Source organism: Nostocoides sp. F2B08 (assembly GCF_009184895.1).
GTDB lineage: Bacteria > Actinomycetota > Actinomycetes > Actinomycetales > Dermatophilaceae > F2B08.
Genome location: NZ_WESE01000002.1, coordinates 266,345 through 288,817, shown reverse-complemented (window position 1 = coordinate 288,817; position 22,473 = coordinate 266,345). Strand labels below are relative to the sequence as shown.

Below are 22,473 nucleotides of genomic sequence, written 5' to 3'. Positions count from 1 at the left end.
GGACGCTAGACCTCCGTGACTCGGGGCACAAGGGCCTCGACGCACACCTATGCCCGCAGCGCCTCCGCCAGCTCGCGGAAGTGCGAGACGAGGTGGTCCATGTCCTCGTCGGTGTGCGCGAGCGAGACGAGCCACTGTTCGTCGAGCCCGGGCGGGGTGAGGATGCCGCGGTTGACACCCCACAGCCACGACAGCTCCGCCATCCGGAAGTCGGTGGCCTTGTAGTCGCGGTAGTTGCGCACCGGCTCGGCCGACCAGGTGACACAGCCCTTGACGCCGAATCCGACCGTGTGCGCGGGCAGCTCGTGCTCGGCGATGATCTCGTCGATCGCGTCCATCGCGCGCACGTTGATCGCCTCGGCCCGCTCGAGCGCCTCGGGCGTGCAGATCTCGTCGACCGCCTGCGCGGCGGCCATGACGAGCGGGTTGCCGTTGTAGGTCCCGAAGTGCGCCATCCGGCCGTCGACGACGACCTCCATGACCTCGCGCGTCCCGCCGAAGGCCGCGAGCGGCAGCCCGCCGCCGATCGACTTGGCGAGCGTGATGAGGTCCGGCTTGACCTCGAGCCGCTGGGCGGCTCCGGCCGGTCCGGCGGTCAGGCCGGTCTTGACCTCGTCGAAGATCAGGACGACGCCGTGGTCGTCGCAGGCCTGGCGCACGGCCGCCAGGTAGCCCTCGTCCGGCAGCACGATCGAGAGGTTCTCGATGACCGGCTCGATGACGAGGCAGGCGATGTCGGGACCGTGCTCGGTGAGCACTCGGTTCAGCTGGTCGAGGTCGTTGTAGGCGACGACGTGCACCGTCCCCGCCTCGACGTCGAACGGCACCTGCGGTGTGGGCGCGTCCGCCGGGCCGATCTCGTGCAGCTCCGGCTTGACCGAGACCTGCAGCGGGTCGTAGCCGCCGTGGTAACCCCCCTCGATCTTCACCACGGCCTTGCGGTTCGTGTATGCGCGGGCGGCGCGGATCGCATACATCAGTGACTCGGTGCCCGAGTTGGTGAACCGCAGCATGTCGAGGCCGAACCGTCGCTTGAAGCGCTCGGCGACGTCGGTCGCCTGGGGCGACGGGGTGACGAAGAGCGTTCCGGTGTGGGTGAGCGCCTCGGTGACGCGCTCGACGACGACCGGGTTGAGGTGGCCGACGAGCATCGCGCCGAAGCCCATCGACAGGTCGAGGAGGCGGCGTCCGTCGACGTCGGTGAGCCAGGCGCCACGGGCGGACACGATCGAGATCGGGTACGGGTCCCAGTGCTGGAACGAGCTCGTCACGCCGAGCGGCAGCGACTCGCCCGCCTGCTTGTTGTGCACGCCCGACTCGGGGGTCTCCGCGGTGAAGCGGGCCCACTCGGCGGCGAGCAGCTCCTCGACCCGGGCGGGGTCGACCGGGCGGGAGATCGGCGGCAGCTGGCGCCGGGTGTGCGGGTCGTTGGGCGTCATGGAGGCTCCTGGACGTCAGTGGGCTGGCAGGGCGATATCCAACTGGATCAGTTGTTCATGCCATTCTAGGGTTCTGTATCAGCGTCATGTTCCCGAATCGGCAACGGATTCTGTCGTGCAGTAGCGTGACGCCATGCTCGTTCTCGGTCGCGCGGCCCTGGAGTCGCTGGAGCTGACCTGGCCGCGGATCATCGACGTCCTCGAGGATGCCTTCCGGCAGAAGGCCGAAGGACTCGTGCAGAACCCACCCAAGCCGAAGGTCGCGCCGCGCAAGGGCGCCTTCGCCAACGCCATGCCCGCCTATCTCGGGGGCAGCGACGCCCTAGGGATCAAGTGGGTCACCGGGTTCGAGTCCAACCACGCGCACGGTCTGCCGTACATCTTCGGCACCGTCATCGTCAACGACCCGGAGAACGGCCGGCCGATCGCGCTCCTCGACGGCGGATGGGTGACGGAGATGCGCACCCCCGGGGTGTCCGGCGTGACCATGCGACACGTGCCCGGACGGGTCGGCCGGCTCGCCCTCATCGGCTACGGCGTGCAGGGCCGGCGACACCTCGAGGTGGCGCTGACCGAGCACCCGGAGATCGAGGAGATCGTCGTCCACGACCACCATCCCGAGGCGGTGCAGGCGATTCACGACGCCGCGCCGGACCGTGCGGTCCGTGCCGCCACGTCGCCGCCGGACTGCGTCGACGGCGCCGACCTCGTCATCACGACGGTCTCCGTGCCGGTCGAGCCGAGGATCGACTGCCGGAACACCGCGGCCGACGCCCTGCTCCTGCCCGTCGACTACGGCGACGCGATGGGGGCCGTCGCAGCTCAGGAGGCGGCGGTCTTCGCCGTCGACGACCTCGGGCAGTACGCCTCCGTGGCCGGGGTGAGCCACTTCCACGACTTCCCCGACCCGGACACCGACCTTGCGGCCATCGTCACGGGAGCCGCCCAGGTGCCCGACCAGGGCCGTCGGATGGTCCTCAACATGGGTATCGCCATGGACGACATCGCGCTCGCCTCCCTGGTCCTGCGCGTCGCGTCGGAGCGCGGCGTGGGTGAACGGATCGAGTTCCCCTGAGGCTCAGTCCATGAGGTCCGGGTCGGCGATGAGCCGCTTCATGCCCGCGACCATCTCGCCCGCATGGGAGCCGTCGCCGAGGCGGTGGTCGGCGGTCGCGACCAGGACGGTGGTCGGCCGCACGACGATCTCGCCGTCGATGACGAGTGCGCGCTCGCGGATGGCCCCTACAGCGAGGTAGACAGGCGTGCGGGCGAACGGCAGGGGGGGCCAGGAAGGCCTCGTCGAGCCCGACCGTCCCGACGTTGGAGACGAACGCCGTGCCGAGCGGGAAGCCGGGCTGACCGAACGCGGGCTTGCCGAGGCCTCCGGAGATGACGCTCGACATCGCGAGCACCGGACGGATCGCCCAGGCCGGCGCGATCTCGACGAGGCGCGAGGTCTTCCCGTAGGCCTCGTCCCGACCGGCTCGCAGCCGCTCCGCACCCCGCTGAAGGACCCGGGCGATCTCGACGGGAGTCAGGGTGTCGGCCCGCCGGACCTTGATGGGCGCCAGGTCCGAGCCGCCCTCGATGTCCACCGCGAAGGCGATGTCGCACTGCTCGAGTGGCACGACCCGCCCGAAGACCATCCGGGCGCGGAACTCCGGCACCTCGCGCAGCACCCTGGCCAGCGCCGCGCCGACGACGTGGGTGACGGTGACCTGGACACCGGCCTTCTCGGAGACTCGCCGGCAGTACTCCCGGGCCGGGCCGACGTCGACCTCGAGGCGCGCGTAGATCCGCCCGTCCCGCGACGGTCGCCACGTCGCCGCCGCGATCTTCCGACGGACCTCGGTGCGGCGCCAGCTCATCGGATGCCCGCCCGCGTCATCGCGTGCGGCACCCCGGTGAGTGCCACGGCGGCCAGCTCCCGCGGCGCCTGGGTGAGCAGCGCATACGGGATCGCCCGGCGCGGAAGACGCAGATGGCGACGGTCCCGTTCGAGGGCGTCGCAGACCGCCTCGGCCGCACGGCCGGCGGTGATGATGCTGAGCAGGCGGGTCCGGAACAGGCGGGCGAAGGCCGCGTCCGTCGGAGGGTATGCGCGGGCTCGCTCGATCATCGGCGACCGGATCGGACCGAGCTCGACGAGCAACGTGCGCACTCCCGTTCCGCGCAGGTCGGCCTGCAGGCCGGAGGTGAAGTGGCTCAGGCCGGCCTTCGTCGCCGCGTAGGTCGCCATGCCTGGCACCGAGCTGACGGCGCTCAGGCTCGAGACGTTGACGATCGTGCCGCGATCGCGCGACAGCATGCTCTCGAGCGCCGTCCGGCACAGGTCGATCGGTGCGTGCAGGTTGAGGGTCACCGCTCGCTCGACGGACCCGGCGTCCTCGTCCGCGACGTGCTGGGAGGTCTCGACGCCGGCGTTGTTGACGAGGACGTCGAGCGGTCCGTTCAGCTCCTCGGCGCGCTCCACGAGATGCGAGCGCTGGTCGGCGTCGAGCAGATCGGCCGGCAGCGCCCGACCGCCGGTCTCGAAGGTCAGTGCGGTCAGGTCGGGTTTACTGCGCGCCACGAGCGTCAGTCGGGCCCCGCGACCCGCCAGCGAGTGCGCGAGGGCGCGCCCGACCTCGCCGGTCGCCCCGGTGAGCAGCACGTGCGCGCCTCGCAGATCCACTCCGCAAGTGTGCACCCGTCGAATGTGTTGTCCCTCATCGGGACGATGTCCGGCCCGTTTGTAAGGATGGCCCGGTGACCAGCCACGACACGACCGCCCCGACGACGCCGCGCGAGCTCGCCGACGCATACGTCCGCGACCTCGCCGAGCTCAACCCGATCCTCTCGACCGCGCTCGGCATGCGGCCGCACGAGGACCGCGTCCCCGACCTCTCCCCGTCGGGGTACGCGGCGCACCGCGAGCTCGCCGAGCGGACGCTCGCCGCCCTCGACGCTCTGCCCGACAGCTCCTCCGAACTGGAGGTCCGCTGCGCGACCCTGCTGCGGGACCGGCTCGGTGTCGTCATCGAGGCGCACGAGGCCGGTGACCACCTGCGCGAGATCCGCAACATCTTCGGACCGCCGCAGGCGTTGCGCAGCGCCTTCATGCTCATGCCCGCCGCGACCGGCGAGGACTGGGCGGCGATCGAGCGCCGGATGGCCCGGGTCGGGGAGGCCTTCGAGGCCTGGACGCGCACCCTCGACGAGGGCCGGTCCCGGGGCCTGCTCGCCGCGCCGCGCCAGGTGCGCGAGCTCGCGGCGCTTCTTCAGGAATGGGTGAGCAGCGACTGGTTCGCCGACTTCGTCCGCAAGGGACCGGCCACCTCCGCCGACTCGCTCAGCCGGGCTGCCGCGTCGGCGACGGAGGCCACCTCGGCGCTGCGCGCATACCTGCTCGATGTCTACCTGCCCGACGCGGAGGGGACGCCGGACGCGGTCGGCGAGGAGCGCTACCGCCGCTCCGCCCGCCAGATCATCGGCGCCGACGTGGACCCGCGTGAGGCGTATGCGTGGGGCTGGTCGGAATACCTGCGCATCCGGGCCGAGATGGAGACCCTCGCGGAGAAGATCCTGCCGGGGTCGACGCCCGTGCAGGCGATGCGGCACCTCGACGAGCACGGCACCCTCGTGCACGGTGTCGAGGACGTCCGGGTCTGGCTGCAGGACATGATGGACGAGGCGATCCGCGACCTCGACGGCACGCACTTCGACATCGCCGCGCCGCTCCGCACGGTCGAGGCGATGATCGCCCCGCCCGGCTCCGCCGCGGCGCCGTACTACACGCGTCCGTCGATGGACTTCAGCCGTCCCGGCCGGACCTGGCTGCCGACGCTAGGGCGCACGTCGTTCCCGGTCTACGACCTCGTGAGCACGTGGTACCACGAGGGCGTTCCGGGGCACCATCTCCAGCTCGCGCAGTGGGTGCACGTCGCGCCGCAGCTCTCGGTGTTCCAGACCTCGGTCGGCTCGACGAGCGGGGCGACCGAGGGCTGGGCGCTCTATGCCGAGCGGCTCATGGACGAGCTCGGCTACCTCGACGACGAGGCGCGGATGGGCTACCTCGACGCGCAGATCATGCGCGCGATCCGGGTCGTCATCGATGTCGGGATGCATCTCGAGCTCACCATCCCGGACGACTCGCCGCTGGCACCGGGGCAGGTCTGGACACCCGAGCTCGCCGAGGAGTTCTTCGCGATGCACTCCGGGCGGCCCGCCGACTTCATCCGCTCCGAGATCGTGCGCTATCTCGGGTGGCCGGCACAGGCGATCAGCTACAAGCTCGGTGAGCGGGTCTGGCTCGAGGGACGCGAGGCGGCCCGGGCCGCACATGCGGCGCGGGGAGATGCCTTCGACCTCAAGGAGTGGCACATGAAGGCGCTCTCTCTCGGGGCTCTCGGCCTCGACGACCTCGCAACCGAGCTCGCGCGCCTCTGACGGCCGGGTCGGCCCCTCAGCCGACCTCGTCGCGCGCCGCGACGAACGCGTCGACGCACGCGCGTACGTCGTCCTCGCTGTGGGCCGCGGACAGCTGGACCCGGATCCGGGCCTGGCCACGCGGGACGACGGGGAAGCTGAAGGCGATGACATAGACCCCGCGTGCCAGCATCGCGTCCGCGACCTGCGAGGCGCGGCGGGCGCCGTCATCGCCGGGGAACATCACCGGGACGATCGGGTGCGACCCGGGCAGCAGGTCGAAGCCCTGTTCGGTCATCAGGCTGCGGAACAGCTCGGCGTTGGCGCGCAGGCGGTCGCGCTGCTCACTGCTCTCCTTCGCCAGGCGCAGCGCCTCGAGCGAGCCCGCGACGACGGCCGGCGCGACGGCGTTGGAGAACAGGTACGGCCGCGCTCTTTGCTTGAGCAGGTCGACGATCTCCTGGTGGGCGGCGACATAGCCGCCGCTGCCGCCGCCGAGCGCCTTGCCGAGGGTCCCGGTGATGATGTCGACGCGATCCATCACCCCGCAGTGCTCGTGGGTGCCCCGCCCGTGCTCGCCGACGAAGCCGACCGCGTGCGAGTCGTCGACCATGACGAGGGCGCCGAACTCGTCGGCCAGGTCGCAGATCTCCTCGAGCGGCGCGTAGTAGCCGTCCATCGAGAACACGCCGTCGGTCACGATGACGACGCGGCGGGCGCCGGCGTCCCGCGCCGCCTCGAGCTGGGTGCGCAGGTCGGCCATGTCGCGGTTGGCGTAGCGGAAGCGCTGCGCCTTGGACAGTCGCACTCCGTCGATGATCGACGCGTGGTTGAGGGCGTCGGAGATGATCGCGTCCTCGGGGCCGAACAGCACCTCGAAGATGCCGCCGTTGGCGTCGAAGCAGGACGGGAAGAGGATCGCGTCGTCCATGCCGCTGAAGTCCGCGATCTCGCGCTCGAGGTCGCGGTGCTGGGTCTGGGTGCCGCAGATGAATCGGACCGAGGCCATGCCGAAGCCCCAGTCGTCCAGCGCCCGGTGCGCGGCCACGACGATCTGCGGATGGTCCGCCAGCCCGAGGTAGTTGTTCGCGCAGAAGTTGAGCGCCGGCCCCGCGGTCGTGGCGATGTGCGCCGACTGGGGGGTCGTGATCTGACGCTCGTTCTTGAACAGGCCGGCATCCTCGATCGACGCCAGCTCGGCGGCGATCTGCTCGCCGATCCGCGCATACACCATCTGTTCCTCCTCGGATCCGGTTGGGACTCAGCTCCAGTCCATGATGACCTTGCCGCCCTCGCCCGAGCGGGCGGCCGCGAAGGCGTCCTCCCACCGCTCGGCGGGGAAACGGTCGGTGATGACCGACCTGATGCGGTCGCGCAGCACCTCGGAGGTCTGCAGCATGAACGTCATCTTGTACCAGGTGTCGTACATCTCCCGGCCGTAGATCCCCTTGAGCGTGAGCATGTGGGTGATCACCTTGGCGCCGTCGATCTCGAACGGATCGGACGGCAGTCCGAGGAGCGCGACCTTGGCCCCGTGGTTGCAGTTCTCGATGAGCTCGGCGACCGCGCTCGGGCTGCCGGACATCTCGAGGGCGACGTCGAAGCCCTCGACCATGCCGAGCTCGGACTGTGCGGCGGCGATGCGCTCGCGGGTGACGTTGACGACCCGGTCGGCGCCGCACTCCTGCGCCAGGGCGAGGCGGGCGTCGGAGACGTCGGTGACGACGACATGGCGGGGGCCGACGTGGCGCGCGATCGCGGTGGCCATGATCCCGATCGGGCCGGCGCCGGTGATGAGCACGTCCTCGCCGGCGAGTGGGAACGACAGCGCGGTGTGCACCGCGTTGCCGAGCGGGTCGAAGATCGCGCCGAGGTCCGGGTCGATCAGGTCCGGCTGGACCCAGACGTTGGTGTGCGGCACGACGACGTAGTCGGCGAAGGCGCCGTCGCGGTTCACCCCGAGGTTGCTCGTGCCGACGCACATGTGGCGGCGACCGGCGCGGCAGTTGCGGCAGGTGCCGCAGACGACGTGACCCTCGACCGAGACCCGCTGGCCGACCCGCAGGCCGTAGCGATCGTCGGTCGGGACGGCATCGCCGATCTCGACGATCTCGCCGTAGAACTCGTGCCCGACGATGAGCGGTGGCCGGAGCATCTCCGCCGCCCAGTCGTCCCAGGACTGGATGTGCAGGTCGGTGCCGCACAGGCCGGCGCGGAGCACCCGGATCTTGACCTCGTCCGGTCCGGGGACGGGCTCGGGGACGTCGATGAGCTCCAGGCCCGGACCGGCGCTGGTCTTGACGAGGGCGCGCATACGCTCAGCCTGCCACGCCGGGGACGATCAGGGCGTTCGTCCGGCAGGATGGCGGTATGGCTGCTTCGGATCGCGCTGTGTCCGATCGTTCTGTGTCCGACCGTTCTGTGTCCGACCGGGCTGACGCCTTGGTGCTCTTCGGTGCCACCGGTGACCTCGCCCGCAAGAAGCTGTTCCCCGCGCTGTTCCACCTCGCCGAGAACGGTGAGCTGGACATGCCGGTGGTCGGGGTCGCCCGATCCGACTGGGACGACGAGCAGCTGCGTGAGTATGCGGCGGAGGCTGTGCGGCACAGCGTCGGCCGGGTGAGCAAGAAGCGGCTGGCGACGTTCGTCGAGCGGCTGCGGTACGTCCAGGGTGACTACGGCGAGCTCGCCACCCACAAGGCGCTCGCCGAGATCCTCGCCGAGCGTGCGCTGCCGGTGATCTACCTCGCCATCCCGCCGTCGATCTTCCCCACCGTCGTCCAGGGCCTGCAGAAGGTCGGGCTGGCCGAGCGGGGGCGGGTCGTCGTGGAGAAGCCGTTCGGCCGCGACCGGTCGTCGGCGCAGGACCTCAACGCGTGCCTGTCGTCGGCCTTCGACCAGGACGCGATCTTCCGGATCGACCACTACCTCGGCAAGGAGTCGGTCGAGGGCCTCCTCGCGTTCCGGTTCGCCAACACCCTGCTCGAGCCGATCTGGAACCGGCGCTACGTCGCCAACGTCCAGGTCACCTTCGCCGAGTCGTTCGGCACCGAGGGCCGGGCCGGGTTCTTCGACGACGTGGGGACGGTGCGCGACGTCGTCCAGAACCACCTCCTCCAGACCGTCGCGCTGCTCGCGATGGAGCCGCCGATCTCGGACACCGCCGACGCCTACCGCGACGAGGAGGTGCGGGTGCTGCGGCAGGTCGAGCCGATGGACCCGGCCAGCACCGTCGTGGGGCAGTACGTCGGCTACCTCGACGAGGACGGTGTGAAGCCGGAGTCGACGACCGAGACGTTCGTGGCCACCCGGTTGTTCGTCGACTCGTGGCGGTGGGCCGGGGTGCCGTTCTACCTGCGCGCCGGCAAGTACCTGCCGGGTAGCGCGACCGAGGCCGTCATCGAGCTGCACCGGCCCCCGCGGCTGCTGTTCGCCGGACAGCGCGCCGGTGTGCCCGAGGCGAACCGGCTGCACCTGCGCCTCGGTCACGGCGACGGCGTGACGCTCTCGATGCAGGCCAAGGTGCCCGGCCCCGACATGGTCACCCAGGAGGTCGCGCTCGACGTCGACTTCGAGGACGCCCTCGGTCTGCGCCGCGAGGCCTACGAGCGGCTCCTGCGCGATGCCATCGTCGGCCTTCGGCACCGCTTCGCCCGCGAGGACACGATCGACGAGGAGTGGCGCATCGTGGACCCGATCCTCGAGCGCGACGACCGACCACGCCCGTACTACAAGGGCACCTGGGGCCCTGAGGGCGTCGACGGCATCGCCGGCGGCCACTGGCACACGGTGTCGCTCAAGAAGTAGGCGACGTTCGAGGAGTCGCCGCCCGCGCATACGCCCAGCCGCCGGACATGCGGTCAGCGGCCGGACTTCCAGTCACCGGGCGGAGAAATTGCTGCGGCAGGTGGTCGTACCTCCACCCTTCGACTGTGACTCCGGCTGCTGGGCGCGCCGGCGTCCTCGGCCGAGGCCCCGTGTCATTGTGGATAACTCTCCGAGGAGTTGCGACGCAGGCGCGAGGCTTGCCGGATGCACGAGCGACTCGCCGCGATCGCGGCCTCCCAGTCGGGCGTCTTCAGCATGAGCGACGCCCTCCGGGTCGGTGTGAGCACGAACGAGCTCACCCGAATGGTTCGGCGGAAGGAGGTCATCCGGGTCAGGCGAGGGGCCTATGTCGTGGCAGCCACGTACTGGGGGACGCCCTCGTTCGACCGCTACCGGCTCCGAGTCCGAGCCGTCCTACGATCTCGCAGGCCCGGCGAGCGTGCGAGCCACCAGTCGGCACTCGCACTGCACAAGGTCGGCACGTTCGGCGCTCGCGAGGACGTCGTCGTCCTCGAGAGCAGAGATGTCTCCCGCACGCGGACCAACTCCGGGCTGGTCACGGTCCCCTGGTCAGGCGGTGCCACGTGGGAGTTCGGGGCGTTCCACTGTGTCTCGGCCACGGCGGCGTGTGTCCAGGTGTCGGTCGCCTCCGGCTTCATCGCCGGAGTGAGCGCGATGGACAGCGCTATCGTCCAGGAGCGCTGCACGCACGAGGACCTGGCCGGCGTCATCGCCACGCTGCCTGCCCGGCCCCGGGCGGCCGCGCAGCGAGCCCTCGACGCCGTCGACCCCCGGGCCGAGTCCGTCGGGGAGACGCGCACTCGGATCATCCTCATCGATGCCGGGTTCTCACTCCGCAGTCAGGTGAGGATCAAAGACGCGAGGACCCTCATCGGCCGGGTGGACTTCCTGGTCGACGATTGTGTCGTCGTGGAGTTCGACGGCCTGCTGAAGTACGGCGGCGACCGGGGCCAAGCGGCACTCGTTGCCGAGAAGGCGCGCGAGGAGAGGCTCACGCGGCTCGGATACGAGGTGGTTCGGGTCGTCTGGGCCGAGCTCGACGACCCGGCCGACATCGTGCGGAGGGTCCGGCGTGCACGCGCCGTGGCGCGCGAGCGGCGAGCAGCCCTCACGCGCTGATCTCCGGTGACGCAGCAGCAGTCGGCGGACGCACTTCCACTCAGTGGCCGGACCTTCAGTCACCGGCCGGAGAAGTTGCTGCGGCCCATGGTCGCATCCGCGGCCGGTGAGCATGAGTGCGGCTGACGGTCGGGTATGCGGTCGGCACCGCGTCCCACACCCTGAACCTTTTCTTGACTCACTCAAGATTATGCGGTTGGGTTGGCAACGATGGAGAACGATGCCGTGTCCGCCGCCGCGAGGGAGACCGCCGCCGCCGAGCAGCTGCGCGTTGCCGGTCTGCGCGTGACGCGGCCCCGACTGGAGGTCATGCGCGCGCTGACCGAGCGGCCGCACAGCGACACCGCCGCGGTCATCGATGTGGTCCGTGGCCGGCTCGACGTCTCCCACCAGGCCGTCTACGACGTCCTGGGCGCCCTCACCGATGCCGGTCTCGTGCGCCGGATCCAGCCTGCCGGGTCGCTGGCGCGCTACGAGATCCGCCGCGGCGACAACCACCACCACATCGTCTGCCGCTCGTGCGGCAGCGTCGCCGACGTCCCGTGCGCGGTCGGCGCCGCCCCCTGCCTCGACGCGTTGGAGGACCACGGCTACGCGATCGACGAGGCCGAGGTCATCTACTGGGGCCTCTGCCCGACCTGCGCCGCCCGGCCCGAGCCCGTCTCCCAGCCCACAGCACCCGTCACCTGACACCCGGTCCAACCGAAAGGAACCAGCATGTCGATCAACGAAGAAACGGCGGCCAACGAGGTCGTCGGCGACCAGGTCGAGGACAACACGACCGAGCTCGCCGACGTCAACGAGGATGCCCCGAAGTGCCCGGTCATGCACGGCGACCAGGTGCACCCGACCCAGGGCGACGCCAACTCCAACTGGTGGCCGAACCGCCTCAACCTCAAGATCCTCGCCAAGAACCCTGCGGTCATCAACCCGCTCGGTGAGGACTTCGACTACGCCGCGGCCTTCGAGGCGCTCGACCTCGCCGAGGTCAAGCGTGACATCGAGGAGGTCCTCACGACCTCGCAGGACTGGTGGCCGGCCGACTGGGGCCACTACGGCCCGTTCATGATCCGCATGGCCTGGCACAGCGCCGGCACCTACCGTGTGCAGGACGGTCGCGGTGGCGGCGGCACCGGGCAGCAGCGGTTCGCCCCGCTGAACTCCTGGCCCGACAACGTCAACCTCGACAAGGCCCGCAAGCTCCTCTGGCCGGTCAAGAAGAAGTACGGCAGGTCGCTCTCCTGGGCCGACCTGATGATCCTCGCCGGCAACGTGTCGCTGGAGTCCATGGGCTTCAAGACCTTCGGCTTCGCCGGCGGGCGCGTTGACGCCTGGGAGCCGGACGCCGACGTCTACTGGGGACCGGAGACCGAGTGGCTCGCCGACGCCCGCTACCAGGGGGAGCGCGAGCTCGACAATCCGCTCGCCGCCGTGCAGATGGGTCTGATCTACGTCAACCCGGAGGGGCCGCTCGGCGAGCCCGACCCGATGAAGTCGGCCCAGGACATCCGCGACACGTTCGGCCGGATGGCCATGAACGACGAGGAGACCGTGGCCCTGATCGCCGGCGGTCACACCTTCGGCAAGACCCACGGCGCGGCCGACCCCGACAAGTACATGGGTCCCGAGCCCGAGGGCGCCTCGATCGAGGAGCAGGGGACCGGCTGGAAGGTCAGCTACGGCAGCGGCCACGGCAACGACACCATCACCAGCGGCATCGAGGTGATCTGGAACAACACCCCGATCACCTGGGACAACAACTACTTCTGGACCCTGTTCGGGTACGAGTGGGAGCTGACCAAGAGCCCCGCGGGTGCGAGCCAGTGGCAGCCCAAGGGCGGCGCCGGTGCCAACACGGTCATGGACCCGCACGGCACCGAGCGCAACCGCACGCCGATGATGCTCACCAGCGACCTCGCCCTGCGCGTCGACCCGATCTACGAGAAGATCTCCCGCCGGTTCCTCGAGAACCCGCAGGAGTTCGCCGACGCCTTCGCCCGCGCGTGGTTCAAGCTCACCCACCGCGACATGGGTCCGCTCTCGCGCTACGTCGGACCCGAGGTCCCGAGCGAGGAGCTGCTCTGGCAGGACCCGATCCCGGCGAACGACCTCGGCACGACCGAGGCCGACATCGCCGCCGCGAAGGAGAAGATCGCCGGTCTCGGCCTCTCCGTCCAGCAGCTCGTCAAGACCGCCTGGGCGTCCGCCTCGAGCTACCGCGACAGCGACAAGCGAGGCGGGGCGAACGGCGGACGCATCCGGCTCGAGCCGCAGCGCAGCTGGGAGGCCAACGACCCGACTGAGCTCGCCACCGTCATCGAGGCCCTCGAGTCGATCCAGGGCCAGACCAACCTGTCCTTCGCCGACCTCGTCGTCCTCGCGGGCAACGTCGGTGTCGAGCAGGCCGCCAAGGCCGCGGGCTACGACGTGACGGTGCCGTTCACCCCCGGCCGCGGCGACGCGACCCAGGAGCAGACCGACGTCGAGTCCTTCGCCTGGCTCGAGCCCAAGTGGGACGGCTTCCGCAACTACGAGCGCTCCGACAACCGCCTCCCCGCGGAGTACCTCCTCGTCGACAAGGCCAACCTCCTCGGCCTCTCGGCGCCGCAGCTGACCGTCCTCGTCGGCGGCCTGCGGGTGCTCGGCGCCAACAGCGGTGGCTCCGACACCGGCGTCCTCACCGACCGGGTCGGCACGTTGACGAACGACTTCTTCGTCAACCTGCTCGACCTCGGAACGACGTGGACGCCCAAGGACGGCGGCTCCGACTTCTTCGAGGGCCACGGCGCGGACGGCCAGGTCTGGACCGGAAGCCGGGCCGACCTGGTCTTCGGGTCCAACTCCGAGCTCAAGGCCGTCGCCGAGGTCTACGCCTCCGACGACGCCGCAGAGCAGTTCGTCCACGACTTCGTGGCCGCCTGGGCCAAGGTCATGGACAACGACCGCTTCGACGTCAAGCGCTGACCCCTCGTCCGACCTGAGCCCCACACGGCGCCCCCGTCCGGATCCCTCCGGCCGGGGGTGCCGCACCGTTACAGCCAGTCGAGTCGGCGGAACAGCAGCCACAGGCCGCCGGCGGCGCCGAGGATGATGGCCACCGACATCCACACACCCAGCGGCCGGCCGAAGCCGACATAGGGGATGTTCTGGCCGAACCACCCGGTCACGGCGGTGGGCACCGCGATGATGGCGGCCCATGCGGCGAGCTTGCGCATCACCTGGTTGAGCTGGATGTCCTGCAGCGACAGGTTGGTCTCGAACAGGGTCGTCACCATGTCCCGTAGCGACTCGGTCCACTCGGCCGCTCGCAACACGTGGTCGTACAGGTCCTCGTAGGACCGCGCGAGCGCGGGGTTCTCCCCGAGCCGGTGCCGCAGAACGCCGCTGACGACCTCCCGCATGGGCAGGACCACGCGCCGCAGCCGCACGAGGTCCTTGCGCAGGCCGTAGATCTGCCGGACGAACTCGTGGGTCGTGCGGCCCCCCTCGAACAGGGCGTCCTCGAGATCCTCGATCGCGTCGTCGAGCTCCTGGATGGTCGCGAAGTGCTCGTCGACGACGGTGTCGAGCAGGCCGTGCAGCAGGGCCCCGGTCCCGGTGGCCAGCAGGCCCGGGTCGTCGTTCCACCGCCGCACCACCTCATCCATGTCGAACGACTCGTCCGCGCGGATGGTCAGGAGCGCGTGCGGCAGGACCAGGCCGCTGATGCGCGAGCTGAGCAGCTGCCGGGGTGAGTCGCCGCCGTCGAGGCGCACCGCATACGTCATGAAGAACTCGTGGTCGCTCGCGCGCACGAACTTCGGGCGCTCGTGGGGTGCGAGGACGTCCTCGACGATCGTCGCGTGGAGGCCGAGGTGGTCGGCGAGGGTGCGCATCTCCTCCGGGGTGGGCTCGACGAGGTCGAGCCAGAGGACGACCGATGGGTCGCGCGCGAGGTCGTCCGCCTCTTCGTATGCGACGGTCGGCCGGACGAGAAGGCCGTCCCGCCACGCCATGCCCCGCATCCGGACGCCGAGCCGGCGCTCGTCCGTCGTCACACGTCGATTGTGGCAGGTTCCCTGGTCGCGTCCACGAATGCCTCGACGGTCTCGCGGAAGACCTGCACGAGCGGCGCCGAGCCGCAGCGGCGGGAGGTCTCCTCGAACGCGACCCGCACGAGGGTGCCGAGGGTGGCCGCGAGGGCGTGCGCGCGCAGGTCGTGGGAGTTCCAGCCCTCGCGCTCGGCGATGAGTGTGGTGACGTCGTCCTCGTGCCTCCGGGCCCGGGCGTTGGCCATCGCGAGCACCTTGGGGTCGGCGGAGATCGCCTCGGTGAAGTGGATGTGGTTCGCCGCCGTGCGACTGCCGCTGTCGGTGTCGCTGCCGGACAGCCGCAGCATGACCGCCTCGAACATCGTCAGCAGGTCCGGGACGAGCCGACCCGTGGGACCGCCGACGCGGAACACCGCCATCTCCTCGCCGTCCCGGAAGTCCGGCTCCATCCCGAGAACCGCGGACTCCTTGTCGGGGACGGTGTTGAAGAGCGTCCGCCGGCTCACGCCGACCCGCTCCGCGAGCTCGTCCATCGTGAACCCGTCGTAGCCGCGCTCGACCGTCAGGCGTGCCGCCTCGGCGCGGATGCGGTTCCGCTTCTCGGTCAGTTTGCACTCTTCGGTCATAAAGTGCAGTATTGCACTTTGACCGTTGTGAGTGCAAAGGACGCGACGGGCGACCGAGAACGACGAGACGGAGGTATGCGGTGGCACAGGCTGTCGCAGAGCGCGAGACGGCGGAGCGCATCGAGAGCGGGTCGATGCCGCGGTCGACGTGGACCCTGCTCGGGATCATGGTCTTCGCGGCCTTCACGCTCATCCTCAACGAGACCCTTCTGGGCGTCGCGCTGCCGGAGCTCATGGAGAGCCTCGACATCCCGGCGACGACCGCGCAGTGGCTGACCAGCAGTTTCATGCTCACCCTCGCCGTCGTCACCCCGACGGCCGGATGGATCCTCGCCCGGGTCAGCCCGCGACGCGTCTTCGTCGGGGCGATGTCGGTGTTCCTCGCCGGGACCGCGCTGGCCGCGGCCGCGCCGTCCTTCGGGCCGCTGCTCGCCGGCCGGGTGCTGCAGGCGAGCGGCACCGCGATCATGATCCCGCTGCTCATGACGACGATCCTGCGGCTGATCCCCGCCGACCGGCGCGGCCGGATGATGGGCTTCGTCGGCCTCGCGATCTCGACCGCCCCGGCGATGGGGCCGACGGTGTCCGGCCTGATCCTGCAGAACGGCTCGTGGCGGTGGCTGTTCATCCTCATCCTGCCGATCGCGGTGCTCACGCTGGTCGTCGGTGCCAAGTTGGCGCCGCGCGAGATCGCCGCGTCGACCGGCCACCTCGACGCGCTCTCGATCGTGCTCTCCACCGTAGGGTTCGGATCGCTCGTGCTCGGGCTGTCGAGTCTCGGCGAGGGATCGGAGCTTGCCGTCGACCCGGCCGTCCTCCTCGCCGTCGGTGCCGCCGCCGTCGCGTGGTTCGTCCTGCGCCAGCGCGTCCTCGCCCGACGCGAGCGGGCCTTCCTGGACCTGCGCACCTTCTCGACCCGCGCATACCGGCTCTCGGTGCTGCTCACCGGGATCACCCTCGCCGGCCTGCTCGGGATGGCCGTGGTCCTCCCGCTGTTCACCGCGGGGACCCTCGGCATGAGCCCGCTGACCACCGGCCTGCTGCTCCTGCCGGGCGCCCTCACGATGGGGCTGATGGGCCCGTTCGTCGGCGCCCTCAGCGACCGCTTCGGCGCGCGGCCGCTCGTCATCCCCGGTGCGATCGTATTCTCGAGCGCGATGTGGGTCATGACGACCTTCGACGCCGACACACGCGCGTGGTCGATCGTCCTCGCGCACGTCCTCATGAGCGTCGGGATCGCGGTGATCAACACGCCGATGATGTCCCTCGGGCTGGGCAGCCTCCGCCAGGAGCTGTACTCCCACGGCAGTGCCGCCCTGACGACGTTCCAGCAGGTCGCCGGTGCCGCTGCGACGGCAGGCTTCGTCGCCCTCCTGACGGTCGACATCCGGCTGTCCTTCCTCGCCGCCGCCCTGATGTCCCTCGTCGCGGTCGGAGTGGCGCTGCGGGTGCCGCGCCGAGGTCGCTAGTCTCGGGACCATGGCAGCGGAGGTCATCGAGCAGGCGCACGCCGACCTGGCCTCCGGACAGGCATGGCGGGCCCGCGACGCCCTGGCGCGCCACCTGCACCACACCGCCGACGAGGACGTGCTGATCCTGCTCGGTGGCGTGCTCTACGGCATGGGCGACCTGCCCGCCGCCGGCGCGGCCTGGTTCGGTACCTCGAAGCGGGGCGGCGAGGTCGACGACGCCATCAAGGCCTGGCGCGAGCACCACGAGGACCACTTCGGCAACATGTGGCGATCGCTGCCGCGGTCGGTCCGCCGCAACCCCACCGTCCCGCGGGTCGAGGCGCTCAAGCGCAAGGCGATCGAGCGTGACGAGCTCGACGGCAAGGAGCCGTTCGTCGCACCGGAGCCGGTCAAGGACGGCATCGACGCGGCGCTGGTCGTGGCCTACCTCGTCGCGATCCTGCTCGCCGTCTGCGCCGCTGTCGGGCTCGTGCAGATCCTCGCGTGGATGACGCCGGGCGGCTGACCGGCCCGCCCCTTCTCAGTGGGGGTGCGCGCGCTCAGCCCTTGCGCTCGACCTCACTGCGCAGCTTGAGCACGACCGTGCCGTCCTCCTGCTCGATCACGTAGGCCGGGTCGTCATCGGACCCGTGCCGGGTGATCTCCTCGCCCTTCGTCGTACGCGTGACCGTGTCGTGATGGACCTCGGTCACCGTCCCCTCGGCGTGGCCGTTGCCCCAGGACCAGGTCACGGTCGTGCCCGTGCGAATCGCCATGGCCGCAACTATGCCCCGCGTACAGGGTGTCGGCTGGTGCGACGACGCGTGGAGCGGCCAGCCGACCGTGATGTGCGACGCGACGGGCGCATACCCCCTTGTTGTGGGAGCAAACTGATCCTGTGCACTCAGACCACCTGACCGACGAACACTGGCTCACCCTCGCCGTCGACCTCGCGATCGCGAACGTCGCCGACGGCGGGGGGCCGTTCGGGGCGGCCGTCGTGGCGGACGGGGCGCTGGTCGGCTCCGGCGTCAACCGGGTCACCCCGGACCTCGACCCGACCGCTCACGCGGAGGTCATGGCGATCCGCGCGGCGTGCTGGTCCCAGGGCGACTTCTCGCTCGCCGGAGCGACCCTGTATGCGTCGTGCGAGCCGTGCCCGCTGTGCCTCACCGCCTCGCTGTGGTCCCGTCTGGACCGCATCGTGTATGCGGCGGACCGGTACGACGCGGCGGCTGCGGGCTTCGACGACCTCAGGTTCTATGAGCTGTTGTCGGTGCACGGGGACGAGCTGCCGGTCCGGCTCGACCGGCTCGAGGTCGCCGAGTCAGGAGCGCCGTTCGTCGCGTGGTCGGAGAAGCCGGACCGGGTGTCGTACTGAGCGGACGACCTCGTCAGCACCCGCGGCCTCGCCGATGCGCCGCCCCGTCACGGGCCCGACGCGCCTGATCAGCGCGTACCGCTGCGTCGGGCTCGACCGAGGAGCACACTGGAGGAGGGAGAACGAGGAGGATCCGATGAGCATCGACGTCCAGCAGCCGCGTCCGTACGACATCGTCGGCAACACCATCCAGATCGGGGGCGTAGCCGGGGCGGCCTTCGAGGCGGGCTTCAGCTATCGCATCACGGAGGGTCACGACGAGGTGACCGGTCACTTCATGGCCGGTGACGGGGCCGGTGGCCACGGCCAGTTCCAGATCTCGGTGGACGTCTCGGGTGCGTCGTTCATCCGCGACCGGGTCTTCATCGAGGTCTTCCACGTCTCCGCCAAGGACGGCAGTGAGCTCGACGGCGTCGTCGTGCCCGTGCTGCTCGGGGCGCAGATCGTGCCGGGCTACACGACCTATCTCGAGCACACCGTGACGTTCGGGGAGACGCTCTGGACGATCGCCAACCAGTACTACGGCAACGGGAGCCTCTATCACCGACTCGTCGTGGCCAACCCGACGACGATCCACAACCCCAACCTCATCCACCCGGGCGACGTCATCCGGGTGCCGCGAGCCTGATACTTCGGTGATACCGGGCCCGGTTCGACAAGCTCACCGGGCTCCGCGAGACCGACGGTCGGGACTTGTGCGCCGACCTCGATGAGTTCATCGGCTGAGGCGACCGGCGCATACCGCCGCTGCGTCGCGGGCCTACGTCGCGAGCGTGCCGCCGAAGATCTGCCAGGCGAGTGCGGACTTCGCGGTGAGGCTGAGGATGATGTAGGTCCGCTCGCCGACGAGGTAGTCGCGGAACTTCCCGACCTGCTTGTACTGCAGCAGCTGCACGACGGCGAAGCTGTTGAAAAACAGGAACAGCGAGACGATGATCCCGTAGACGAACGCCGGCGGCTCGGCGCCGCTCGCGGACCCGGGTGCGATGACGTACAGGAGGATGCCGATCCACGGGATCGAGCCGACGATGCAGCCGAAGAGGAACGGCGTGAGGTCGCCGTCGCCGGGTTGGTGGTAGCGCTCCTGGAGCCAGCCGAAGAAGATCATCGCGGCGTTGACCCAGAACAGGCCGAGCAGCGCGACCATGTCGGAGATGCCGACGAGCTGGGCGATGATGACGATCATCAGCGAGCTCGACAGGGAGTACTCGACCCAGCGGAAGTAGTTGTGGTTGCGTCGCAGACCCTCGCGGTAGCGGTCGAAGAACGGCGGCGAAGCGACGATGATGTGGAAGATCGACGACAGCGCGAGGAAGAGCGCGATCGCGAGTCCGGTCGGCACGTTCCACAGCGTCACCTGCTCGCTCGGATCGGTCCCCGGGGGGCCCGCCAGGTAGGTGCCCGTCATGGGTAGCGTGAAGTCGTTGGCGAGCGCCAGTACCGCCGCCGCCTGGGCCGCGTGCAAGACGGCGGCGCCGATGTTCCACCTGCGCAGGCGCGTGAAGGTGCTCTCGTCGATGTCATCCCTGGCAGCGGTGTCCGTGGTCATGAGGTTCCGTTCCCTGTATGCGGTGGTCACCTCGACCTTATGGGTGCGCGCGGTTCTCGACGGCTAGCCGCCGTGGCCGTGGCCATCGGAGCCGGTGACGGGAATCGAACCCGCGTGTCCAGCTTGGGAAGCTGGCGCTCTACCATTGAGCTACACCGGCATGTCCGCGGCCGGACGTGTGTGAAGGCCGCAGCCTCGGCAGTCTAACCCACCCGATGTGGACAACCGATCAGGTGACGGACCAGCGTTGTCAGACCTCGTCCGTAGCGTTTGGTCATGGAGATGGGGGCTCGCAACAGCGACGGATCCGTGATCGGCATCGAGGCCATGACCGCTGATCTCGAGGCCCTGCGCGAGCGCACCCGAGCGGTGTGCACCCGGCTCAACCGCACCCATGCCGAGCTCGTCGGCATCACCATCGACTTGCTCGAGCGCTCGCTGTGGAACGAGGGTGGGATCCGCTCGCCGGAGCACTGGTTGATGGTGCGGGCGGGGGTGTCCCCGGCCACCGCCCGCGACATTGTGCGGATGGCGCGGCGGTCGGTCGAGCTGCCCGAGGCGATGGCGTCGTTGTCGACGGGATCGCTGTCGCTGGACCAGGCGTCGGTGCTGACGCGGCATCTGCCGGCGAGCCACTCCCAGGCTGCCACAGCCCTCGCGGAGAGGTGCACCGTGCCGCAGCTGCGACGCGCGCTTTCGCGCTACGGCTTCCAGAAGGATGTCGACACCGACTCCGACAACCGCGACGACGACAACACCGACTCCGACGAGACGCCCGAGCCGCGGACTCCCGGCGAGAAGGCCGGCCCGAACTCCGTGCGCGAGGACCCGGTGCTGACGATGTCGACCAACGCCGACGGCATCTTCACCCTCCGATTCTCGGCACCGGCCTCCGTCGGTGCCCTCGTCGAGCAGGCGATCCGCGAGGCCAAGGACGCGCTCTTCGCCGCGGGACAGACCCAGGCGACGCTCGCCGACGCCCTCGTCGAGGTGTGCAACCGCTCGCTGAGCACGCTCGAGGGCACGAGCCGCTCGCGCAAGTACCGCGTCAACGTCCACCTCGACACCGACGGCGGCTGGCTGCCGGGTGTCGGCAGGCTCCCGGACCACATGCTCCGGGCGGCGACGTGCGACGGCACCCTGGTTCCGGTGTGGGAGACCGGCGGACAGCCGGTCAACCTCGGTCGGTCGATGCGGATCGTCCCCGAGCGCCTGCGACGCATCGTCATCGCTCGGGACGGCGGCTGTGCCTACCCCGGGTGCCTGTCGACGGGCCATGTCGACGTCCATCACGTCGAGCACTGGACCGACGGCGGCCGCACCGACCTCGACAACCTCGTCGCGTTGTGCGCTTTCCACCACGACTCCCATCACGCGGGAGGCTTCGGCATCGCGGCGCATCCGGACCTGCCGGGTCACTTCCTCTTCACCGGCCGCGGAGGCTGGCCTCTGGAGCCACTCCATGCCGTCCCGAACCCACCGCCGCCGACAGGGCCGCCCGCCGATGAGGACGACACACCGGGGGACGCCGAGCAGGACGCCGTCGAGCCGCAGCCCACCTGGCAGGGGCCGACCGGGGAGCGCCTCGACTTGGGGTGGATCGACATCATGCCGAACCCACCGCCGTCCCCAGCCGCCTGAGCCTCGGCTCGGGGCGAAGCGGATACCCTGACGGCGTGCTTCTCTCCGACCGCGACATCCGCGCCGAGACCGACGCAGGCAGGGTCGTCCTCGACCCCTGGGACCCGGCGATGATCCAGCCGAGCAGCATCGACGTCCGGCTCGACAAGTACTTCCGGCTCTTCGACAACCACAAGTACCCCGTCATCGACCCGGCCCAGGACCAGCCCGACCTCACCCGCCTCGTCGAGGTCGACCCGGCGGAGGGTTTCGTGCTCCACCCCGGCGAGTTCGTCCTCGGCAGCACGCTCGAGACCGTCACTCTTCCCGACGACCTCGCCGCGCGGGTCGAAGGCAAGTCCAGCCTCGGGCGCCTCGGCCTGCTGACCCACGCCACGGCCGGCTTCGTCGACCCCGGCTTCAGCGGCCACGTCACTCTCGAGCTCTCGAACGTCGCAACCCTGCCGATCATGTTGTGGCCCGGCATGAAGATCGGTCAGCTCGCCTTCTTCCGACTCTCGTCTCCGGCCGAGAACCCCTACGGCTCCTCGAGGTACGGCTCGCACTACCAGGGCCAGCGCGGCCCCACGGCGAGCCGCTCCTACGACAACTTCCATCGCACCGAGGTCTGAACCACTCGGCGCCCACATCGCCAGGTCCCACCGACATGTCGCTCATCGAGATCCGCATCGCTGCCCCCGACGCCGAGGTCGCCGACCGCATCGCACGCCACCTCGTCGACGCCCGGCTCGCCGCGTGCGTGCAGCAGCTGCCGGGACTGACCTCCACGTACGTCTGGGAGGGCGAGGTCGAGCAGGCGACCGAGATCCTCCTGCTCGTCAAGACATCGACCGAGTCGTTCGAGGCCGTCTGCGCCGCCGTCACGGCGATCCACCCCTACGACGTGCCCGAGATCCTCGCGGTGCCAGTCACGGCCGGCCTCGGCTCCTACGAGCGTTGGGTCGAGGAGTCGGTCGGGGAGTCGGTGGAGCATCCCTGAC

The 22,473-nt window shown here is 70.1% G+C and carries 22 protein-coding genes, 1 tRNA gene and 1 pseudogene; 13 read left to right on the top strand and 11 right to left on the bottom strand.

Annotated elements, in window-relative coordinates; translation table 11 throughout:
- Positions 1 to 47 precede the first annotated feature (47 nt).
- On the bottom strand, positions 48 to 1,439 hold the full coding sequence (locus GA707_RS04970) for an aspartate aminotransferase family protein (RefSeq protein ID WP_152177307.1): 1,392 nt from the start codon (positions 1,437 to 1,439) through the stop codon (positions 48 to 50).
- A gap of 133 nt (positions 1,440 to 1,572) precedes the next feature.
- On the opposite strand from GA707_RS04970, the gene GA707_RS04965 reads away from it, so the two are divergent.
- The gene (locus tag GA707_RS04965; RefSeq protein WP_152177306.1) at positions 1,573 to 2,514 is read left to right on the top strand and encodes an ornithine cyclodeaminase family protein; all 942 of its coding nucleotides are present in this window, start codon (positions 1,573 to 1,575) and stop codon (positions 2,512 to 2,514) included.
- Positions 2,515 to 2,517: 3 nt separating this feature from the next.
- On the opposite strand, the gene GA707_RS20730 is transcribed toward GA707_RS04965, so the two are convergent.
- The 3 genes and pseudogenes from GA707_RS20730 to GA707_RS04955 all read right to left on the bottom strand — a co-directional run bounded on the left by GA707_RS20730 (position 2,518) and on the right by GA707_RS04955 (position 4,113).
- Positions 2,518 to 2,940: a 2-oxo acid dehydrogenase subunit E2 gene (locus tag GA707_RS20730; protein WP_193315224.1), complete on the bottom strand. Its 423-nt coding sequence runs from the start codon at positions 2,938 to 2,940 to the stop codon at positions 2,518 to 2,520.
- Positions 2,941 to 2,974: 34 nt separating this feature from the next.
- Positions 2,975 to 3,307: pseudogene (locus tag GA707_RS21700) on the bottom strand (2-oxo acid dehydrogenase subunit E2); the annotation flags it as partial.
- Positions 3,304 to 4,113: an SDR family oxidoreductase gene (locus tag GA707_RS04955; protein ID WP_193315177.1), complete on the bottom strand. Its 810-nt coding sequence runs from the start codon at positions 4,111 to 4,113 to the stop codon at positions 3,304 to 3,306. The gene GA707_RS04955 and the pseudogene GA707_RS21700, both read right to left, overlap by 4 nt.
- Positions 4,114 to 4,187: 74 nt before the next feature.
- On the opposite strand from GA707_RS04955, the gene GA707_RS04950 reads away from it, so the two are divergent.
- Positions 4,188 to 5,867: a DUF885 domain-containing protein gene (locus GA707_RS04950; protein WP_152177303.1), complete on the top strand. Its 1,680-nt coding sequence runs from the start codon at positions 4,188 to 4,190 to the stop codon at positions 5,865 to 5,867.
- A gap of 16 nt (positions 5,868 to 5,883) precedes the next feature.
- On the opposite strand, the gene GA707_RS04945 is transcribed toward GA707_RS04950, so the two are convergent.
- Together GA707_RS04945 and tdh are read right to left on the bottom strand one after the other, a co-directional pair.
- A complete protein-coding gene (locus GA707_RS04945; RefSeq protein WP_370460000.1) occupies positions 5,884 to 7,080 on the bottom strand; it encodes a glycine C-acetyltransferase in 1,197 nt (398 codons plus the stop codon).
- A 27-nt stretch (positions 7,081 to 7,107) separates the two neighbouring features.
- Entirely contained in the window at positions 7,108 to 8,160 is a 1,053-nt protein-coding gene (gene tdh / locus GA707_RS04940; RefSeq protein WP_152177302.1) for an L-threonine 3-dehydrogenase, read from the bottom strand.
- Positions 8,161 to 8,252: 92 nt separating this feature from the next.
- On the opposite strand from tdh, the gene zwf reads away from it, so the two are divergent.
- From zwf to katG, 4 genes are all read left to right on the top strand, one after another.
- Positions 8,253 to 9,653, top strand: coding sequence for a glucose-6-phosphate dehydrogenase (zwf, locus tag GA707_RS04935; protein ID WP_226963542.1), 1,401 nt, complete (start codon positions 8,253 to 8,255; stop codon positions 9,651 to 9,653).
- A gap of 225 nt (positions 9,654 to 9,878) precedes the next feature.
- The gene (locus GA707_RS04930) at positions 9,879 to 10,814 is read left to right on the top strand and encodes a type IV toxin-antitoxin system AbiEi family antitoxin domain-containing protein (protein ID WP_152177301.1); all 936 of its coding nucleotides are present in this window, start codon (positions 9,879 to 9,881) and stop codon (positions 10,812 to 10,814) included.
- Between the two features lie 210 nt (positions 10,815 to 11,024).
- Positions 11,025 to 11,504: a Fur family transcriptional regulator gene (locus tag GA707_RS04925; RefSeq protein ID WP_152177300.1), complete on the top strand. Its 480-nt coding sequence runs from the start codon at positions 11,025 to 11,027 to the stop codon at positions 11,502 to 11,504.
- 27 nt (positions 11,505 to 11,531) lie between these two features.
- Entirely contained in the window at positions 11,532 to 13,778 is a 2,247-nt protein-coding gene (katG, locus tag GA707_RS04920) for a catalase/peroxidase HPI (protein WP_152177299.1), read from the top strand.
- Positions 13,779 to 13,846: 68 nt separating this feature from the next.
- Here katG and GA707_RS04915 read toward each other — a convergent pair whose 3' ends face one another.
- A complete protein-coding gene (locus GA707_RS04915) occupies positions 13,847 to 14,851 on the bottom strand; it encodes a magnesium transporter CorA family protein (RefSeq protein ID WP_226963541.1) in 1,005 nt (334 codons plus the stop codon).
- Positions 14,848 to 15,471: a TetR/AcrR family transcriptional regulator gene (locus tag GA707_RS04910; protein WP_152177298.1), complete on the bottom strand. Its 624-nt coding sequence runs from the start codon at positions 15,469 to 15,471 to the stop codon at positions 14,848 to 14,850. The genes GA707_RS04915 and GA707_RS04910 overlap by 4 nt, the downstream gene beginning before the upstream one ends.
- 80 nt (positions 15,472 to 15,551) lie before the next feature.
- Here GA707_RS04910 and GA707_RS04905 point away from each other — a divergent pair, with 80 nt between their 5' ends.
- The gene (locus tag GA707_RS04905; RefSeq protein WP_152177297.1) at positions 15,552 to 16,940 is read left to right on the top strand and encodes a DHA2 family efflux MFS transporter permease subunit; all 1,389 of its coding nucleotides are present in this window, start codon (positions 15,552 to 15,554) and stop codon (positions 16,938 to 16,940) included.
- Positions 16,941 to 16,950: 10 nt separating this feature from the next.
- On the top strand, positions 16,951 to 17,448 hold the full coding sequence (locus GA707_RS04900; RefSeq protein ID WP_152177296.1) for a hypothetical protein: 498 nt from the start codon (positions 16,951 to 16,953) through the stop codon (positions 17,446 to 17,448).
- Positions 17,449 to 17,482: 34 nt separating this feature from the next.
- Here the strand turns inward: GA707_RS04900 and GA707_RS04895 are convergent, their stop codons facing one another.
- Positions 17,483 to 17,698: a DUF2945 domain-containing protein gene (locus GA707_RS04895; RefSeq protein WP_152177295.1), complete on the bottom strand. Its 216-nt coding sequence runs from the start codon at positions 17,696 to 17,698 to the stop codon at positions 17,483 to 17,485.
- Between the two features lie 122 nt (positions 17,699 to 17,820).
- Between GA707_RS04895 and GA707_RS04890 the strand changes: the two genes are divergently transcribed.
- Both GA707_RS04890 and GA707_RS04885 read left to right on the top strand, forming a co-directional pair.
- The gene (locus GA707_RS04890; protein WP_226963540.1) at positions 17,821 to 18,303 is read left to right on the top strand and encodes a nucleoside deaminase; all 483 of its coding nucleotides are present in this window, start codon (positions 17,821 to 17,823) and stop codon (positions 18,301 to 18,303) included.
- 136 nt (positions 18,304 to 18,439) lie between these two features.
- On the top strand, positions 18,440 to 18,931 hold the full coding sequence (locus GA707_RS04885; protein ID WP_152177294.1) for a Gmad2 immunoglobulin-like domain-containing protein: 492 nt from the start codon (positions 18,440 to 18,442) through the stop codon (positions 18,929 to 18,931).
- A gap of 132 nt (positions 18,932 to 19,063) precedes the next feature.
- On the opposite strand, the gene heR is transcribed toward GA707_RS04885, so the two are convergent.
- Positions 19,064 to 19,882, bottom strand: a complete 819-nt coding sequence (gene heR, locus GA707_RS04880) for a heliorhodopsin HeR (RefSeq protein WP_226963539.1) — start codon at positions 19,880 to 19,882, stop codon at positions 19,064 to 19,066.
- Between the two features lie 59 nt (positions 19,883 to 19,941).
- A tRNA-Gly gene (locus tag GA707_RS04875) sits at positions 19,942 to 20,012 on the bottom strand.
- A gap of 116 nt (positions 20,013 to 20,128) precedes the next feature.
- Here GA707_RS04875 and GA707_RS04870 point away from each other — a divergent pair.
- Genes GA707_RS04870 through cutA form a run of 3 tightly spaced genes read left to right on the top strand, consistent with a single transcriptional unit; the run spans position 20,129 to position 22,472 of the window.
- Positions 20,129 to 21,493 (top strand): HNH endonuclease signature motif containing protein, encoded by a 1,365-nt coding sequence (locus tag GA707_RS04870; protein WP_152177293.1) that lies wholly within the window; start codon positions 20,129 to 20,131, stop codon positions 21,491 to 21,493.
- A 35-nt stretch (positions 21,494 to 21,528) separates the two neighbouring features.
- The gene (dcd, locus tag GA707_RS04865) at positions 21,529 to 22,104 is read left to right on the top strand and encodes a dCTP deaminase (protein ID WP_152177292.1); all 576 of its coding nucleotides are present in this window, start codon (positions 21,529 to 21,531) and stop codon (positions 22,102 to 22,104) included.
- 35 nt (positions 22,105 to 22,139) lie between these two features.
- Positions 22,140 to 22,472 (top strand): divalent-cation tolerance protein CutA, encoded by a 333-nt coding sequence (gene cutA, locus GA707_RS04860; RefSeq protein WP_193315176.1) that lies wholly within the window; start codon positions 22,140 to 22,142, stop codon positions 22,470 to 22,472.
- Position 22,473: the final 1 nt, after the last annotated feature.

Excerpts from the sequence above, each read along its gene's own strand:
- katG (WP_152177299.1), top strand. The coding sequence starts at position 11,532 with ATGTCGATCAACGAAGAAACGGCGGCCAACGAGGTCGTCGGCGACCAG.
- GA707_RS04870 (WP_152177293.1), top strand. The coding sequence starts at position 20,129 with ATGGAGATGGGGGCTCGCAACAGCGACGGATCCGTGATCGGCATCGAG.
- GA707_RS04945 (WP_370460000.1), bottom strand. The coding sequence starts at position 7,080 with ATGGTGTATGCGCGGATCGGCGAGCAGATCGCCGCCGAGCTGGCGTCG.
- GA707_RS04900 (WP_152177296.1), top strand. The coding sequence starts at position 16,951 with ATGGCAGCGGAGGTCATCGAGCAGGCGCACGCCGACCTGGCCTCCGGA.
- GA707_RS04965 (WP_152177306.1), top strand. The coding sequence starts at position 1,573 with ATGCTCGTTCTCGGTCGCGCGGCCCTGGAGTCGCTGGAGCTGACCTGG.
- GA707_RS04970 (WP_152177307.1), bottom strand. The coding sequence starts at position 1,439 with ATGACGCCCAACGACCCGCACACCCGGCGCCAGCTGCCGCCGATCTCC.
- GA707_RS04930 (WP_152177301.1), top strand. The coding sequence starts at position 9,879 with ATGCACGAGCGACTCGCCGCGATCGCGGCCTCCCAGTCGGGCGTCTTC.
- GA707_RS04885 (WP_152177294.1), top strand. The coding sequence starts at position 18,440 with ATGAGCATCGACGTCCAGCAGCCGCGTCCGTACGACATCGTCGGCAAC.
- GA707_RS04925 (WP_152177300.1), top strand. The coding sequence starts at position 11,025 with ATGGAGAACGATGCCGTGTCCGCCGCCGCGAGGGAGACCGCCGCCGCC.
- GA707_RS04895 (WP_152177295.1), bottom strand. The coding sequence starts at position 17,698 with ATGGCGATTCGCACGGGCACGACCGTGACCTGGTCCTGGGGCAACGGC.
- tdh (WP_152177302.1), bottom strand. The coding sequence starts at position 8,160 with ATGCGCGCCCTCGTCAAGACCAGCGCCGGTCCGGGCCTGGAGCTCATC.
- GA707_RS04910 (WP_152177298.1), bottom strand. The coding sequence starts at position 15,471 with ATGACCGAAGAGTGCAAACTGACCGAGAAGCGGAACCGCATCCGCGCC.
- cutA (WP_193315176.1), top strand. The coding sequence starts at position 22,140 with ATGTCGCTCATCGAGATCCGCATCGCTGCCCCCGACGCCGAGGTCGCC.